The sequence below is a fragment of the Acinetobacter sp. YH01019 genome (assembly GCF_013420285.1).
In the GTDB taxonomy this organism is placed as follows: domain Bacteria; phylum Pseudomonadota; class Gammaproteobacteria; order Pseudomonadales; family Moraxellaceae; genus Acinetobacter; species Acinetobacter gandensis.
This window is the reverse complement of the sequence record NZ_VOYM01000030.1, coordinates 20094-35735: the sequence shown is the minus strand read 5'-3', so window position 1 is coordinate 35735 and position 15642 is coordinate 20094. Positions and strand designations below refer to the sequence as shown.

Annotated in this window: 17 protein-coding genes; 2 read left to right on the top strand and 15 right to left on the bottom strand. The window is 41.3% G+C overall.

What is annotated here, in order from left to right:
• Positions 1-439: 439 nt before the first annotated feature.
• The 15 genes from FTT84_RS09025 to rpmH form a co-directional block, all read right to left on the bottom strand.
• On the bottom strand, positions 440-2893 hold the full coding sequence (locus FTT84_RS09025; protein WP_180080978.1) for a DUF927 domain-containing protein: 2454 nt from the start codon (positions 2891-2893) through the stop codon (positions 440-442).
• Positions 2886-3290 carry a hypothetical protein gene (locus FTT84_RS09020; RefSeq protein WP_180080976.1) on the bottom strand — a complete coding sequence of 135 codons (405 nt, stop codon included), beginning with the start codon at positions 3288-3290 and terminating at the stop codon, positions 2886-2888. The genes FTT84_RS09025 and FTT84_RS09020 overlap by 8 nt, the downstream gene beginning before the upstream one ends.
• Positions 3283-3630 carry a hypothetical protein gene (locus FTT84_RS09015; protein WP_180080974.1) on the bottom strand — a complete coding sequence of 116 codons (348 nt, stop codon included), beginning with the start codon at positions 3628-3630 and terminating at the stop codon, positions 3283-3285. Before FTT84_RS09015 ends, FTT84_RS09020 begins: the two co-directional genes overlap by 8 nt.
• Positions 3627-3869 (bottom strand): hypothetical protein, encoded by a 243-nt coding sequence (locus FTT84_RS09010; protein WP_180080972.1) that lies wholly within the window; start codon positions 3867-3869, stop codon positions 3627-3629. Before FTT84_RS09010 ends, FTT84_RS09015 begins: the two co-directional genes overlap by 4 nt.
• A gap of 3 nt (positions 3870-3872) precedes the next feature.
• Positions 3873-4580, bottom strand: coding sequence for a KilA-N domain-containing protein (locus FTT84_RS09005; RefSeq protein WP_180080970.1), 708 nt, complete (start codon positions 4578-4580; stop codon positions 3873-3875).
• Between the two features lie 10 nt (positions 4581-4590).
• The gene (locus FTT84_RS09000) at positions 4591-4959 is read right to left on the bottom strand and encodes a hypothetical protein (RefSeq protein WP_180080968.1); all 369 of its coding nucleotides are present in this window, start codon (positions 4957-4959) and stop codon (positions 4591-4593) included.
• The gene (locus tag FTT84_RS08995; RefSeq protein ID WP_168405096.1) at positions 4956-5174 is read right to left on the bottom strand and encodes a helix-turn-helix domain-containing protein; all 219 of its coding nucleotides are present in this window, start codon (positions 5172-5174) and stop codon (positions 4956-4958) included. Before FTT84_RS08995 ends, FTT84_RS09000 begins: the two co-directional genes overlap by 4 nt.
• A 4-nt stretch (positions 5175-5178) precedes the next feature.
• Positions 5179-5775, bottom strand: coding sequence for a hypothetical protein (locus FTT84_RS08990; protein WP_180080966.1), 597 nt, complete (start codon positions 5773-5775; stop codon positions 5179-5181).
• A 3-nt stretch (positions 5776-5778) separates the two neighbouring features.
• Positions 5779-6015: an AlpA family transcriptional regulator gene (locus tag FTT84_RS08985; RefSeq protein WP_180080964.1), complete on the bottom strand. Its 237-nt coding sequence runs from the start codon at positions 6013-6015 to the stop codon at positions 5779-5781.
• A 776-nt stretch (positions 6016-6791) separates the two neighbouring features.
• Positions 6792-8024: a tyrosine-type recombinase/integrase gene (locus FTT84_RS08980; RefSeq protein WP_180080962.1), complete on the bottom strand. Its 1233-nt coding sequence runs from the start codon at positions 8022-8024 to the stop codon at positions 6792-6794.
• 205 nt (positions 8025-8229) lie between these two features.
• A complete protein-coding gene (mnmE, locus tag FTT84_RS08975; protein ID WP_180058812.1) occupies positions 8230-9585 on the bottom strand; it encodes a tRNA uridine-5-carboxymethylaminomethyl(34) synthesis GTPase MnmE in 1356 nt (451 codons plus the stop codon).
• Positions 9586-9677: 92 nt separating this feature from the next.
• Positions 9678-11441 (bottom strand): membrane protein insertase YidC, encoded by a 1764-nt coding sequence (yidC, locus tag FTT84_RS08970; RefSeq protein ID WP_180080960.1) that lies wholly within the window; start codon positions 11439-11441, stop codon positions 9678-9680.
• A gap of 5 nt (positions 11442-11446) precedes the next feature.
• Positions 11447-11767 carry a membrane protein insertion efficiency factor YidD gene (gene yidD, locus FTT84_RS08965; protein ID WP_067761986.1) on the bottom strand — a complete coding sequence of 107 codons (321 nt, stop codon included), beginning with the start codon at positions 11765-11767 and terminating at the stop codon, positions 11447-11449.
• 9 nt (positions 11768-11776) lie between these two features.
• The gene (gene rnpA, locus FTT84_RS08960; RefSeq protein ID WP_180080958.1) at positions 11777-12169 is read right to left on the bottom strand and encodes a ribonuclease P protein component; all 393 of its coding nucleotides are present in this window, start codon (positions 12167-12169) and stop codon (positions 11777-11779) included.
• Positions 12170-12200: 31 nt separating this feature from the next.
• Positions 12201-12335, bottom strand: coding sequence for a 50S ribosomal protein L34 (gene rpmH / locus FTT84_RS08955; protein WP_000831329.1), 135 nt, complete (start codon positions 12333-12335; stop codon positions 12201-12203).
• A 656-nt stretch (positions 12336-12991) separates the two neighbouring features.
• On the opposite strand from rpmH, the gene dnaA reads away from it, so the two are divergent.
• Positions 12992-14377 carry a chromosomal replication initiator protein DnaA gene (dnaA, locus tag FTT84_RS08950; RefSeq protein WP_180058815.1) on the top strand — a complete coding sequence of 462 codons (1386 nt, stop codon included), beginning with the start codon at positions 12992-12994 and terminating at the stop codon, positions 14375-14377.
• 107 nt (positions 14378-14484) lie between these two features.
• Entirely contained in the window at positions 14485-15633 is a 1149-nt protein-coding gene (gene dnaN, locus FTT84_RS08945) for a DNA polymerase III subunit beta (RefSeq protein ID WP_067761980.1), read from the top strand.
• The last annotated feature ends 9 nt before the right edge of the window (positions 15634-15642 follow it).

The window sequence follows — 15642 nt, the reverse complement described above, 5'->3', positions numbered from 1 at the left end:
TGTACATAGTGCACTAGGTTATGTGCCACCTTTTGATTTTGAAGCAATGTACTATGATAAAATTAATCCGTTAGGTCAGGTGGCCTAACTTAAATAAAAAAGTCTCCGACAAACCCGGTACGGTTCAATGTGTATTTTTTACTGTGACAAGTGTGACAACTGTGACATGAATATTTAAACCTATGATTTATATTAATTTAAGGATAAAAAATATGTCACAATCACAGAATATTAAAGCTAATTTAAATTGTGACACTGTGACAAGAAAGTGTGACAAGCTGCCTAAATTCAAATCTATGTCACACTTGTCACAGTCATGTCACACTACAAAAAATAGCTTATAATCAAAACTGTGACACAATAAAGTATATATATAACAATAATTTAATTAACTATTAATACTCTATGTCACAGTTGTCACAGTGATAATTAATAGTTTTCAGTTTTCGCTATTAAAGTTTTGTATAACATCAACTTTGAAGTGCATCATTGTTGGTCGCGCTCCATCAGGTAGCTTGTTGCTAATGCGCTTTGTATAACGACCATCCTCACATTCAAGCCACCCATTCGCCTTTAAAACTTTTTTGGCGTTAGTTTCGTTCATACCTATACACATTTCCTTTTTGAACATGATTGTAGATACTAGGTAAACTTTACTTTCCGGATCGTAGTAGCCGACACGGTTATGAATGCGTGGGCGGATTACTTCGCCGTCTGCCTGTCTGATTACGGTTAAGTCTTCAAAACGGCTCGTTCCGTTGGATTCAAAAAAGGCTTTGATATGCTCCAAAATCTTTGTTTCCTCCATATTCTCGCCACCGCCTAGACTATTCAGCCAAGTATTAAAACATTGCGCTACGGCTTCAAATGCGCGTCCTTGCTGCCAGCCTGTAATACCTGCCAGTGTTGCCAGCTCTCCAGCCACCGCCACCAATGCAAAACGGCGTAAAACACGGTTAGCCTGTCCGTTCTTGGCTTGGGTGTGCTGCTCAATAAAGCTGTCTAATAACTCCTGTGCTTTTTGCATCACTGCATCTTTATCACGGGTTAAATACTCAAGCCACTTAATACCTGCATGTCCATAATGCTTCGCGGCAAGCTCATTAATGCGGTTGCCCAAGTCACTTGAATTGCTGCCGTAGTTGATACATTCAAATACGCCGTATCCTTTGCCTGCATCACTGGACAAATGAGCAAAACGAAGTAACAAGCCTGCATCAAGCTCAATATTGCCTCGGCGTAAATGGTCTTCCAGTGCGATTTCCCCGGTGGAGGTATACATCAAGCTAAACTCTTTGGTATCCCTATTCTTGCCAGACTTGCTTCCCCTCGCTTTACCCTTTTCACCTGTTAGCATGTAAACAATATCGTTCACGGCTTTGGCGGTGGCTTGGCGCAATTCATCAAGATTCAGAAAGCTATCATTTCTTAATTCAGCATCATTTTCTAAAGCGTTATCTGTAGTCCGCCATGATTTTGATACGTCTTTAGGCTTGCCCCATACGCTGCATGATGCTTTGGTGATGGTACTTTTGCCATCTGTGGACGTGCCGTAGATATGGAATCCACCGCTTTCAATAGCTAACGGCGTTACAAGCTGGCCTGAGAATGCACATGAGAATGCCAATACAGCCAATGAGTGAGGCTCAATTAATTGGCTTAGTTTCTGCCATTCGTCAAAGCTGCCCAATGTGCTGTATGGGTCTTTCATATCGCTATGAAATAACAGTTCCTCATCATTGCTATTTCCATAGGTGCGGTTGGTGGTAACAAAGTTATTTCCGTACCATCCTGCACGGTCTACACAACGAAAACGATGCTCAATAGGGTAGTCCTGAATGTAATTGATAAATACATTTTTCTTATAGGCTTGACGTGGTGGCATTAATCCATGATTGGCAATAATCTTTAATGCTTCTTGCGCTTCACCCATGAAATGCTCATAAGGGACTAATATTGTATGCTGGGTATTGTCCTTGTCATGGAATCGAATGACGCGCTTCCAGTTGTCATTATTTAGGCTTCGCGCTTCACCTAGTATGATTGCAGAATGAGAAATAAAGGTGCGTGTCTGCTTAACTTCGCCGTCATCATCCCTTTTTTCCTTTATCAGATATAAGCCACTATCCATGATGTGTAAAAATGAATTGTCATCCATCTTAAACGGCTTGGCTAAATGGCCTTTAGGTAAATGGGTCTTTTCGGGTAAAGCCTCTATCGCTTCATCAATAAACGCCAGCACCTCACTTACACTTTCATGCTGGGTCAGTTCGATCTGAAATTCACTTACACCAATTTTTAAATACTGGCATAGCAGTCTAACTGCCGTGTTCTGCTCCAATGCTTTGAATGGCTCAAGGTGCATTTGCTCAATTCTGACCGGTAAATAAAGCTGCTTATAGCCTGCCTGTGATAGCTGATTAATAACGAACTGTATTTGTTCAAAATCATACGGCTTGAGTTCTGTTTTATGGTTGCTGCATAGGGTAGGCAGTAGCACCAATACAACGGCGTAGCCAGTCTGTGCGACCTTAAAGAATGCCTCCAGGCCGTGAGTAATAATGACAGGCCTGGTCGAGTCAAAATCTCCATACCTTGCAAAGCCTCTAGCCAATCCATCAGGCATGACGGCCACGCGCTGCCCATCCTGCATGACTGCACACTGTACAAGCTCCATTTGCCCATCATAGATAGGCATAATCAAAGGCTGTGCATAGGTAACGCCGTTTATATCCACATTGCCATCATCAACATAAATCGGCTGCTCAGGACTGCCAAAACGCTGTATGAGTGGATGTGATGAATAAGCATCATTAAACGATACAAGCTGTGTGCATTCGTTTAAAATGTCATCGGGTGTTATTAGTTCTTTGGGGTGGTCATAATCAAGCATTGTGGCTACCCCCTTTCATCACATAATCCACCGCAGTTTCTAGCAATTCATTTAATGTGCTACAAGCTAGGGTTAATCCATTTATAGCTGCTGCTGTATGGCCTTTTGCTAGGTTTAAATGCGCCAGTTCTTCAAGCGTGTATAAGATGCCAGTAGCTCGGCTAACAATCATTGATATATCTAGTATTGTTTTTGCGCTCGCGCTTTCAATATCCTCTAAGGCAGCACTTGCCAGCATTTCACATACACTAAGCATTGCCTTTGCTTTGGCATCGGATATATCGTGCTGTTCATAGCTCACATATAAGCGAAGCAATGTACCCTCCAGTGATTCAATAATCACTTGAGAATTTTCTAAAAAGTTTTGAGCTGTTTTATTTGAGATAGATTTAGGCATGAGAATGCGCTCCTGAGTTTGGAGCTCTGCCAATTACGACCAAGTAATTTAGGTGGCAAAGCTGAAAGGGGTTGGTCGACCAGTAACTCAGGTGACTGGCAAGCGCGAACGCTTCCCCCTCCAGCTCCGCCATAACATGCGAACGCATAGAGATATTACGCATACAAAAAAAGCCCGTTAAGCGGACTGTATGCGCTGAGTATTCATAGCCGACCAAAGCTAATTCACCATGTGGGTGAACAAGCCAATCATAACTACGAAATTTTCGTAGTGCAATAAGAAAAACAGTCTTTACCGGAATAAAAGATAGTTTTAATGATTTGATTGAGAGTTTTTTCATGCTTCAAACCCCTCTATAAGCGTGTCACAAATACGTTGTAAGCTACCGGCATGAAGAACTAGTACATCTTTAGCTTTAGGGTTTTTCATAAGCTGGTCCATACCCTCATTAATCGCCTGTACTCCATCTCCTATAGAGAGCAATTCGACAAAGCTACAGGCCTCACCAGTTACGATTAAGTCCGCTTCAGTATCCGTTTCATCATTGATCCGGTAAGAGACCATTACGATATCTTTCATGTTTTAGGCCTCCAGGACATTTGCTTGATGTGACAGTACAGACCTATTGGCTCTAAAGTTTTGAGCAAATAGATTTAATGCTGTTTTGCGCTGTTCATAGGTACATTGGGAGCCAATTAAAATTAGATCCTGTGCTTCTAACTCAGCCAGTAAGTCCAGCTCATCATATGAAAGGCTGTCACGGTCTAAGCCAGTAAATTGACCTGTGATTGCCCAATTAATCAATCGTGCTTCATTCATGTAATGGTGGGGTCTTGTTTCTTTGCCTGATTGCTCACGTGAAAGCTTTAAGACTGCTGATACAGCTTTATAGGTGGCTGCTGCTTGATGACGTAAACGGCGTTTATCAAATATTGGATGATTGCCACGTAGTAAGTTATCAATTTGCTCATCACACCAAATAGCAAAATCAATATCTAACCATTGGGCAAAGCGCACGGCTAATTTAGGGTGAAGCCATGTACCTTGCGTAAATAATTTTGAATTGCCTTTCTTGGTTTTCACAAAGTCAGTGATACGGGATAATCTCGTATCACTTTTTTGATTCTCTCTTTTAATGAGGGCATCAATATAACGCTGTGTATCAGGCAGACGTAGCCAGTCATTAGGCTTTTTATTAAAGCGATTCGATGCTTGAGTTGCATTAAACCAACCTTGCTCATTAAAGCTAAGTTCTTGGCCATCATATTGGGAAGTGATTAATCCTTTCATGCTCTAGCCCTCACTGCACACGGTTGATATGGATTTTTGAATCAATCAAAACGCCGTCATTTGATAATCCGACTTGCTGGCGGTTATCCATCATCTGCAATAAACGCTGTTCTGCTTCTTCAAAGCTAATGCCGAAATGCTTTGCAATGTCCTCTAACTGGTACATAGGTTCGCCGTCATCCGTATAACCGCTTGGCGGTGGCAATAGGTTCAACTCTTTTGCCTTTTGGTGCATTTCTTCTTTGATATGCTCAGGCGTGTAGTGCATTGTTAGCATGAGTGCCTGCTCTGTGATGGGGTGGTGTTCTCCGTACTGCTCGCGCATTGCTTTGTAGTGGTCGAAGGTTTTGAAAAATTCAGGGTGTACATATTTATTCATGCTGCCACCTCTTTAATAAGCTCATACCGTGCATGACGGCCAATACCTGAATTATTGCGCTCGTAGTGGGTCACAATGTCGTAACCTGCACACCGTAAACGCTGAATGATTGCGCTCAATCGGTAGCAGTTAAAAAGGTCGATAGCCTCGGCCTGGGAAATGGTTTTGCCTTGCTTGAGGTGTGCCAGGACTTGTTTTAATTGGGTGTTGTTCATGTTCTTATGCTCCCATTCCTGACAGTGCATCAGTCAGCTTGTGAATCGTTCCGATGTGGATTATCAGAACGTCCTTAACACCTGATTTCTTCACCATGTCAGCATGTTCACTGAGTAGCTCTTTAATCGTTCCGTTGAAGCCTTTAACCTCTAAAAACTTCATAGCTTCATCATTTACGATTAAATCTGCTTCCTGATCCGCTTCGCCAGTCGGACAATATGAGGCAAGGGCATAGGCGTATAGATCGGCTAGGTCTGTAATACTCAAGGTTTCCAGTGCTAAGCGTAAAAAGGTATTTAGCTTGCTGGCCTCGGCTTTTAGGTAGTCATCAATTGAATAAGGCTTAGAAAATACCTCTGCACCTAATTCGGATGCTCGGATAGAAACATGGTCGAGTAGGTCGATAGCCTGTTCGATCTGTCTTGCATTGGCTTCGGTTTTATCTTCATCTGTGAAGTAATCAAGGGCCAAGCAAGTGAAGTCGGACACATCAATAAAAAGGTTTTTTATCTGCTCGCCGTTTACTTCATGGCTGATCTGCTCAAGTTTTCTTTGTGCCTGCTGGGTGATGCTAATTGCATCTTGTAGCGTGAACTCCATAGCTCAAGCCTCCATCGTTGCAATGGCTGCTTTGTGGCTTGCTATGCGTTCATTAATCCACTGGTCTACATCAGATTCAATCCAAGCGACACGGCGTTCTGATAGGGTGATAGCTTTTGGAAATTTACCTTGTTTCATCATTGCGTAAATTGACGAAGCTCCAAGCCCTGTTTTGGCTTGCACTTCTTTACGGCGGATAAAGCGTTGATTTTCGATTTGTTGATTTTTAGATAAGGTCATCTAAACATTCCTTAATAATTTAAAAGGGGATGCCTAGACACAAAACAGGAATGTAAAATGAGAAAAAAGTTATTTTTTATTAGCTACATAGAACTTAAATATAGTCACCATATACATTCAATTAGTTCCAATAAAGTTCAAAGAGGTGAACAAACTGTTTACTAATACGTATAAGTTTACTAATATCATTGATACGACTAGGCGATGCACGTGTGCATTTTCTGGTCGGAAGCTCTATGAGCTGCTAACTTTGTTTTTACATTTTAGGGTTTCCTAATTTGTGCCTTAGCGGGGGCAAAGTTAAAAAATCGGTATTTCGTGATTGGTGTTGTGAAATACCACCTGTTTCAAAAAAAGGCTGCTTAGGTACTGGTAATACCTTTGTGGCCTTTTTCTTTGTCTAGTAAATAACAAAATTAACGCTACTAGAACTAGATGTTCCTAATGAACTTCTACACTTACTTTATAAGAGTTATGCTTAAATGGCTACCTCTTTACCCCATCAAGTGCGCTATTTGTTGTCGCGCAGCATCATCAATCTGCTGCTCAATAATTCACTTTTGAATAACAGTGCTATTAAAAAAAATATAACCTGAGTTATAGGAATTATAGGTTTAAACTTTAATTTAATTCTCCTTAGTCCGCTTTGGTTCGCTTTAATTCGATTTAATTAATTTTTGCTATAAATCTAATATAACCAAAGTTATAAATTGAATAGCATTTCTATTAGTCATATATGAATAATTAACAGTTCAACAAGTTACAATTAGATACAATTAAGCACCTTTAGCCTGATTAAAAAAGATCAGATTAGGTTCATAAATCACACTGAAAATATGATTACTCCATTTCTGCATCATCTCTGTACGTTCTTTTTCATACTTGGCTTTGTTATATACACCCCTTACACCTTTGGCTGTGTGGTTTAAACAAGCCTCGATTGCATCACTATTAAAACCTTGCTCGTTTAAATGAGTGCTGGCCGTTCTTCTCAAGTCGTGGACTGTGAACGGTGGCAAGTCTGTTAATGCCAGTGCTGCCTTTTGCGCCGTATTAAACGCATTATGGCTGATATGAGTACCTGACTTTCTGCCTACAAATACAAAAGGCTCATTGCCTGCAATCGCTTTGAGTTCCTTAAATATCTCCATCACCTGATCCGACATATAAACGACCATTTCGCGACTATGACCTGTCGCACTGTCGGCCTTTGTTTCAGGGATAAGCCATATACGGCTATCAAAGTCGATATGCTCCCACTTGGCCCTCAATAGCTCTGACTTTCTAACCAATGTCAGCAATGACAGTAAAAGGCCCAGTTTTCTAGGTCGGTAAATTCTTGAGTTTAGGAGGGTGGTGTAATAGGTGCGGATTTCATTTGTACTTAAATATCTATCTCTAGGCTTTGCCTTGTGTACGTGCCGTGACGGGATAGCCAAAACAGGGTTATAAGGTACAAGGCCCAAAGTCATTGCATAATCAAACATGCGCTTTAACAAGCCTCTGATTTGGTTAGCTGCTGCATCATATCCCTGTTCTTTTTTACGCCATATTGTACGGCGTATATCTTCAATGCTGACCTGATCTAGGGGGATGTGGCCCATCATTGGGTAAATATCATTGCTCAGGCACAAAATCATGTTGTATGGGTTTTTACGGTCTTTTTTAATGACTTCTTTTAAATAGCGTTCGCCGTAGTCCTTGAACAAAATGCCTTTAGGTTTGGTCTTATCTTGTTTCGGTGAAATACCTTTAGCGACCAATGAGGCGGATTCATCTCTGATCTGTCTAGCGTCCTTCAATGACAAGTCAGGATAACGACCTATAACAAGCCTTTCTTGCTTGCCTGCCAGTGAATAACGATAGTGCCACGACTTAACGCCTGATTCCTTCACCTCAATAAACAGCCCATTATTCAGCTTGTCTTTAACTGAATATCGCTTGTCCTGTGGTTTAAGGTTTTGAATCTCTCTATCAGTAGAGAAAAACAGGCCGTTTATCTTTGGCATTATTCTAGTCACTCAGGCATAAAAATAAGGTTTTATTGTCACGTAGCTATTAGGTGACTAAAAAAATCATAGCACTAGATGAACGTATAGAACATATTGGAACAATAAAAAGACATAAAAAAAGCACTAAGCTATTAAAACTTAATGCTATTTAATTATCATTGGAACTTATTAGAATTTACTGGAATATAGGCTTAAATTGAAATTACTTTCCAATACAGAATGATCCAAAAATCTTACCCAACAAATCATCTGCGCTAAAATCACCGGTAATTTCGCCAAGCGCATTCTGTGCTAAACGCAAAGACTCCGCGACCAATTCACCTGCGTTATATACCACCAATTGTTCACGTGCTTCAGCAAGATATAGCTGAGTGCGCTTCATTGCGTCTAAATGGCGTGTACGCGCAATAAAGGTATCTTCTTCTGGTTGGAAGCCAGCATGCGCTGTAATCGCATCTATGAGCGCCTGAACACCGGTTTCTTGTTTCGCTGAGACAGTGATATGACGAAAACCTTGGAAATCGGTGATTTCAGCTTGTGAACCTGTTAAATCACATTTGTTTCCAATAAGCATTAAGCGTTTTGGTTCGATGTGATCAGCAAAATATGCCTGCGCCAATTGCAGAGGATCTTCACCTTGGCTTAAGTCATAGACCAAAAGTAACAGGTCAGCTTGTTCAATTTCTTGAATGGCGCGACGTATCCCTTCTTTTTCCACCACATCGCCTGTTTCACGTAAGCCTGCGGTATCTGTCAGAGTAATAGGTAAACCATTTAAGCTAATTTTCTCATGCAGTACATCGCGTGTAGTACCCGCAATATCCGTTACAATGGCACGATCAATACCCGCCAAAGCATTTAACAGTGATGATTTACCGGCGTTGGGCTTTCCTGCAATCACCACCTGTAAACCTTCACGTAATAACTGACCTTGACGCGCAGATTGTTGTACTTGAGTGACAGCGTTTGCGACACCATCAAGTAGGTTCAAAATCTTACCATCTGCCAAAAAGTCGATTTCTTCTTCAGGAAAATCAATCGCAGCTTCTACATGTAGACGTAAATGAATCAGTTGCTCAAGTACTGCATTCACCTTGGTAGAAAATGCCCCCTGTAGTGAACGCACCGCAGAACGTGCAGCGGCTTGAGAGGTTGCATCAATTAAGTCTGCAATTGCTTCAGCTTGCACCAAATCCATCTTGCCATTTTCGAAAGCGCGCATGGAAAACTCACCCGCTTTGGCAGCAATTGCACCTAATTCAAGCAAGCGTGCTAACAGCGCATTCTGAATCACAGGGCCGCCATGGCCTTGCAATTCCACCACATCCTCACCCGTAAATGAATGTGGATTCGGGAAGCAAAGCACCAAACCTTCATCCATAATTTCGCCTGCTGCGTCATTAAACTTTCGAAAGCCTGCATAACGTGCTTTAGGTAATGGTTGCTGCGTCAGTGCCTCAGCAATCGCATAAGACTTCGGACCAGATAGGCGAATCACTCCGACACCACCACGACCTGGAGGGGTGGCAATTGCTGCGATCGTGGTTCGGTTTTGCATATAATTCACCTAAAAATTCTCAAACATCAGACAAAGAAAAATCCGCCTAAGATTACCATCTTAAGCGGATTTATTCAGCTAATCAGCAAGACTTAGTTTACTGGAGTCGCTTCATCACGTTTTGCACGTTCTTTTTCAACAGATTTGTTAATCATACCTTGTTGAAGGATAGTGATACTGTTGTTGACAATCCAGTACAGCACAAGGCCAGCAGGGAAGAACAACATAAATACTGTGAAAATGATCGGCATAATGCGGAACACTTTTGCCTGCATTGGATCGGCAGGTTGTGGGTTCAACATTTGTTGAATGAACATCGTCGCGCCCATTAACAACGGCAGAATAAACCAAGGGTCCATTGCCGACAAATCTTGAATCCAAAGCAACCAAGGTGCATGACGAAGTTCAACAGACTCCATCAATACCCAATACAATGCAAGGAAGATTGGCATTTGTAGTAACAATGGTAAACAGCCCGCAAGTGGGTTGACTTGTTCACGTTTGTACAGTGCCATCATTTCTTGAGAGAAGCGCATACGGTCTTCACCGAACTCTTCTTTCATACGTTGCATTTCTGGTGCAATCACACGCATTTTCGCCATTGAGCGGTAGCTCTTAGACGACAACGGCCAAAGAATCAATTTTACTAAGATGGTCAATAAAATAATTGCCCAACCCCAGTTACCAACTAAACCATGGAAGAACTGCAAGCCTAAGAACAGTAGCTTCGCAATTGGCCATAACCAACCATAATCCACAGTTTGGTTTAAACCAACCGCCAAATCTTTGAGTTCAGATTGGATTTTTGGACCTGAATAGAAGGTTGCATCCACTTCTGCCACAGTACCTGCTGGTACATTAATCGCAGGTGACGTGAAACCAATAATGTTCATGTCATCTGTAGATTTACGTGACTCAAGTTTTGCTGCGTATGGCTGACCATTTTGTGTCAGTTTAATTTCACCTGGAACCCATGCACTCACGAAGTAATGCTGAACCATTGCAACCCAACCACCAGTTACTTCAACATTCAATTTTTCTTCATTGAAGTTCGCAAATTTCAGTTTGTTGTAATGTTCATCAGGCGAACCCCATGCACCACCTAGGAATGTACCCAATGTGAAAATACCTTGGTCAGACTTACCTGGATCTTCAGAGTTGTCGCGTTTCAGCTGACCAAACATCTGACCCTGCCAGTTCTGCGCACTGCGGTTCACAATTTTATGATTTACAACAACAGGGTATTTACCTTCAGTAAAGCTGAAAGTTTTGATTACTTCTACGCCATCTGCTGTTTTATAAACCATTGGTACTGAAAGAACTTTAGCTGTTTGACCATCTTTAGCTTTAACCGCTTTCGCATCGTTCATTGTATAAGATGATTTTTCAATCTCATAACTTGGACGACCTTTCGGATTACTGTCTGGGCCATTGAGACCGATCAAGCCAGACTGTGCAACGTAAGTTCGTTTAGCATCGCTTTCGAGCATAACAAACGGTTCATCGCTGTCTTTGTTCTTGTCGTGATTAAGTAATTCAACACGAACAATATCACCACCTTTTGGACTAATCCAAAAATGGTAAAGGTCAGTTTGTACTGAAATTAGCTGTTGACTAACAGGTGCAGTGGCATCTGTGGTTTGTTGCGTAGCAGCATTATTTGCTTGCGGCACATCTGAAGCAGCTGTTGCTGTCTGGCCATTTGGTAAATCGGCAGATACTTCATGCGATACCACCGCAGCATTTTGCTGAGGTTTTTGTTCCGCATTTCCATAATCTTTCTGCCAAGCCAAAATGAGCAAATATGCGACAACAAACATGGCCCCTAGAATTGCAATCCTGGCCCATTGTTGCATATGTATTACCCCAAGTGGTTAGAGTGATTTTGGTTCATTAAACGATCACGAAAGGGTACAGCAACGTGATGCGTTTGAGAATCTATTTGCTGAAATGAAATAAAACGAATTGCTTTTAAAGGAACAGGATCGTAACCCGAACCGCCCCAAGGATGACAGCGGCAAATACGCTTAACAGCCAGACACACACCACGTACAGCTCCATGTTGATGGACTGCTTCCAAGGAATATTGAGAACATGTTGGAATATAACGACAGCGGGGGCCCAGTAAAGGACTAATCGCAATCTGATAGAAACGGATTAACCAATGCAGTATACGAACCATTGGCCATCTCTACGCTTGTGGGGAGGTAGCTATTTTTTTATGCTTATTTGCAAGGCGTTGTAATTTTTGCCAAGCAAATTGTAATTGCTGATACAACTCTGCATTCGGTACCACCTCTATACCCATTTTCGGCATAATGACAATATCTAATACATTTGACTGCTGTTGATGCAGGCGAAAACTTTCGCGTGCAAGTCGTTTTACTCTATTTCTTTCATGTGCACGACGCACTTTTTTCTTAGCAACAACAATACCCAAACGGCTTTTAGGCTGTTCGGAAATTTTGGCAAGAAATAAGAAGTGGGGCTGATGCACTTTAAAAAGCGCACCATCGAAGACACTTTTATAATCGGCAGCACAGTGTATTCGCACATCTGTGCTATAGCCGTAAAGTGTAGTCATAACACCCAAGTCTTTACAGTCTTAACTGAAATTAAACAGTTAAGCTGTGACGACCTTTTGCACGACGACGCGCTAGAACTTGACGGCCAGCTTTAGTCGCCATACGAGCACGGAAACCGTGAACGCGTTTACGTTTCAACTCAGAAGGTTGGAAAGTACGTTTCATAGTGAAACTCCAAAATGATCTTTCAGTAAAGGTTCGCGATTTTAGTGCTCATTGCTTGAGCTGTCAATGAAAAACAATCTTTCTTTCAAAATCGAGGCTGTGTTATATCAAGATAAATAAAGATTCAAAAAAGGTTTTTCAGAAAAATAATAAATACCCACAAACTAAAGCATTGTATATATTTAATATTTAAGTTATCAGCAAGTTTACTCACAAATTTATCCACAAGCTGCTAGGTATTACCTTGTTGTAAAGAATTTAAATTTGAATTTAAAACAAGATTGGAGTTATCCCCAAAAATGATCGAGCTAATATATAAATTCAAATTTTAAAATTTAAATTTATTACTATTAGTGTTGATATTTTCTGTGGAAAAGCTATTTTTTAATTATTAAAACAATATCTTATATTGTGAATAACCATGTTTTTATAATTTTGACAGTTTGTGGATAACTTTGTAATATATTTTATCCACAGCTTGCGGATAAACTTATCCACACATGGGTTATATTTTAAATTTAAAGCTGAATTGCGCTTTTTTGAGCAATTTAGACTGAATTAACCATGACAGATGTGGATAAGATGGTTAGAATGGCTGCCCGCTTAGCGGTGGCTGAACAATTTTTTCGTACAATGGACTGAAATAGGGGTTTCACATGCTTTGGACAGACTGCTTAACTCGCTTGCGACAAGAGCTTTCAGGAAATGTCTATACAATGTGGATACGCCCACTGGTCGCAGAAGATGCAGGCGATACCTTACGTCTGTATGCACCCAATCCATATTGGACACGTTATATTCAAGAGCACCATTTAGAACTGATTTCAATATTAGCGGAACAGTTATCTGAAGGTCGGGTGCGTAAAGTTGAAATTCTTGTCGACTCTCGGCCTGGTGCAATTCTTTCTGCATCTGAGCAACCGGCAACCACGACTGCAGCCCTGGAACAATCGCCAGCACCTGTTGCTCCATCACGTCCTAAAAAAGAAAAAGACGAGAGCTCTTCAAAAAATAGCCGTAAGCGTCAACTCAATCCGTTATTTACTTTTTCACTGTTCGTGGAAGGTCGCTCTAACCAAATGGCCGCGGAAACCTGTCGTAAAGTACTTACACAACCCGGTGCTTCACAACATAATCCCTTATTTTTGTATGGGCCGACAGGTTTAGGTAAAACCCACTTAATGCAAGCAGTGGGTAATGCATTATTACAGGCCAAACCGAATGCACGGGTCATGTATATGACGGCTGAAAGTTTTGTGCAAGATTTTGTCAGCTCACTGCAGCAAGGCAAAGTGGAAGAATTCAAGAAAAACTGTCGTTCATTAGACTTGCTCTTGGTTGATGACATCCACTTATTGGCTGGGAAAGAAGCCAGTTTGGTTGAGTTCTTTTATACGTTTAACGCCTTGTTAGATGAATCTAAACAAATTATTTTGACTTCGGATCGTTATCCGAAAGAACTAACGGAACTCGATCCACGTTTAGTTTCACGTTTTTCTTGGGGTTTGTCGGTAGGTGTAGAACCTCCTGATATTGAAACCCGTATTGAAATTCTGTTGAAAAAAGCCGAAAGCAATGACGTAGAATTACCACGTAACTGTGCGTTATTTATTGCTCAGCAAGTGGTAGCAAATGTTCGTGAGTTGGAAGGTGCATTAAATAAAGTCGTTGCAATTTCACGTTTTAAAGGAACACCGATCGATCTAGATGTGGTACGCGAATCTTTAAAAGATGTGTTGGCAATTCGCGCGCGTACCATCAGCACTGAAAACATTCAGCGTGTCGTAAGTGAATATTTCCGTATTCCGCTCAAGGAATTAGTTGGTCCAAAACGTACCCGTATCTATGCGCGGCCACGTCAATTGGCCATGGGGCTTGCACGTGAGTTAACTGGGGATAGCTTCCCTGAAATTGGTATGGCATTTGGTAATCGTGACCACAGTACCGTGATGCATGCTTGTGAAAAAGTGCAGAGTCTTCGTGAGGAAGATCCGATCTTCAATGAGGACTATAAGAACTTACAGCGCCTGCTGCAAAGTTAAGCTTTTTCGTTCAAATTCTGTTCTTGCAATGCGGTATATTCTGCCGCATAGTACACTGCTAAAAAATTAATTTATCTTTTCTGTCTTCAGTTTTAGAGGAATGTATTGTGCGTTTAAAAATCGCGAAAGAAAGCTTACTGAATGTTCTGTCACATGTCGTAGGAGCGGTTGAGCGTCGCCATACCTTAAATATTTTATCCAATGTCAAAGTGCAGGTCACTGAGCAGGCATTGACCATTACAGGTTCTGACCTAGAAGTGGAATTGGTTGCGAGCACACCGCTGGCAGACGGTGCATGTTTACAAGCTGGGGTTACGACAGTTCCTGCGCGTAAACTTATGGATATCTGTAAATCATTGCCTTCAGCGGCATTGATTGATTTACAAATCACTGAAGATCAGCGCTGTATTTTAAAATCAGGTAACAGCCGTTTTGTATTGGGTACTTTGCCTGCTGAAGATTATCCATTGCTGACCACTGAAAACACGCAAGGTACACAAGTTGCTGTAACACAGCGTGAGCTCAAACGCTTATTTGAAAAAACTTCATTTGCGATGGCAGTACAAGATGTACGTTTTTATCTAACTGGTACTTTACTTGAAATTGACGAAAATCAATTGCGTGCAGTCACTACAGATGGCCACCGTTTAGCGATGTGTGAAACAGCAGCAAGCTCGAATGCAACTCAAGCTATGCAAGCGATTGTTCCACGTAAAGCAGTGGGTGAATTACAGCGTTTATTAAGTGTTGAAGATGAGCAATTATCGTTGTTGATCGGTCGTGAATTGTTAAATGTAACGATTACCATTGCGAGTCGTGATAAAGAACAAGGCGACATTACCGTGCGTTTCACGACTAAGTTAATTGATGGTAAATTCCCTGATTATCGCCGTGTGATTCCACGTGGTGGTGATAAAAATGTGCGTATTGCGCATGATGTTTTCAAGCAATCGCTACAACGTGTTGCGATCTTGAGTAATGAAAAATTACGTGGTGTATTCCTGAAATTTGATGCGGATACCTTGCAATTGCGTGCCAATAACCCTGAACAAGATGAAGCTGTTGAAGACTTGGCTATTCAATATGCAGATATGCCAATGGAAATGTCTTTCAATGCACAGTACTTACTTGAAGTATTGAATGTATTAGATGGTGATGATGTTTCGATGACGATGACAGAAGCAAATCAATCCGTATTGGTACAAGATCCACAACAACAAGATCAAACTTATGTTGTGATGCCAATGCGTGTGTAATTTAGGCTA

Excerpts from the sequence above, each read along its gene's own strand:
- FTT84_RS09025 (WP_180080978.1), bottom strand. The coding sequence starts at position 2,893 with ATGCTTGATTATGACCACCCCAAAGAACTAATAACACCCGATGACATT.
- FTT84_RS09020 (WP_180080976.1), bottom strand. The coding sequence starts at position 3,290 with ATGCCTAAATCTATCTCAAATAAAACAGCTCAAAACTTTTTAGAAAAT.
- FTT84_RS09015 (WP_180080974.1), bottom strand. The coding sequence starts at position 3,630 with ATGAAAAAACTCTCAATCAAATCATTAAAACTATCTTTTATTCCGGTA.
- FTT84_RS09010 (WP_180080972.1), bottom strand. The coding sequence starts at position 3,869 with ATGAAAGATATCGTAATGGTCTCTTACCGGATCAATGATGAAACGGAT.
- FTT84_RS09005 (WP_180080970.1), bottom strand. The coding sequence starts at position 4,580 with ATGAAAGGATTAATCACTTCCCAATATGATGGCCAAGAACTTAGCTTT.
- FTT84_RS09000 (WP_180080968.1), bottom strand. The coding sequence starts at position 4,959 with ATGAATAAATATGTACACCCTGAATTTTTCAAAACCTTCGACCACTAC.
- FTT84_RS08995 (WP_168405096.1), bottom strand. The coding sequence starts at position 5,174 with ATGAACAACACCCAATTAAAACAAGTCCTGGCACACCTCAAGCAAGGC.
- FTT84_RS08990 (WP_180080966.1), bottom strand. The coding sequence starts at position 5,775 with ATGGAGTTCACGCTACAAGATGCAATTAGCATCACCCAGCAGGCACAA.
- FTT84_RS08985 (WP_180080964.1), bottom strand. The coding sequence starts at position 6,015 with ATGACCTTATCTAAAAATCAACAAATCGAAAATCAACGCTTTATCCGC.
- FTT84_RS08980 (WP_180080962.1), bottom strand. The coding sequence starts at position 8,024 with ATGCCAAAGATAAACGGCCTGTTTTTCTCTACTGATAGAGAGATTCAA.
- mnmE (WP_180058812.1), bottom strand. The coding sequence starts at position 9,585 with ATGCAAAACCGAACCACGATCGCAGCAATTGCCACCCCTCCAGGTCGT.
- yidC (WP_180080960.1), bottom strand. The coding sequence starts at position 11,441 with ATGCAACAATGGGCCAGGATTGCAATTCTAGGGGCCATGTTTGTTGTC.
- yidD (WP_067761986.1), bottom strand. The coding sequence starts at position 11,767 with ATGGTTCGTATACTGCATTGGTTAATCCGTTTCTATCAGATTGCGATT.
- rnpA (WP_180080958.1), bottom strand. The coding sequence starts at position 12,169 with ATGACTACACTTTACGGCTATAGCACAGATGTGCGAATACACTGTGCT.
- rpmH (WP_000831329.1), bottom strand. The coding sequence starts at position 12,335 with ATGAAACGTACTTTCCAACCTTCTGAGTTGAAACGTAAACGCGTTCAC.
- dnaA (WP_180058815.1), top strand. The coding sequence starts at position 12,992 with ATGCTTTGGACAGACTGCTTAACTCGCTTGCGACAAGAGCTTTCAGGA.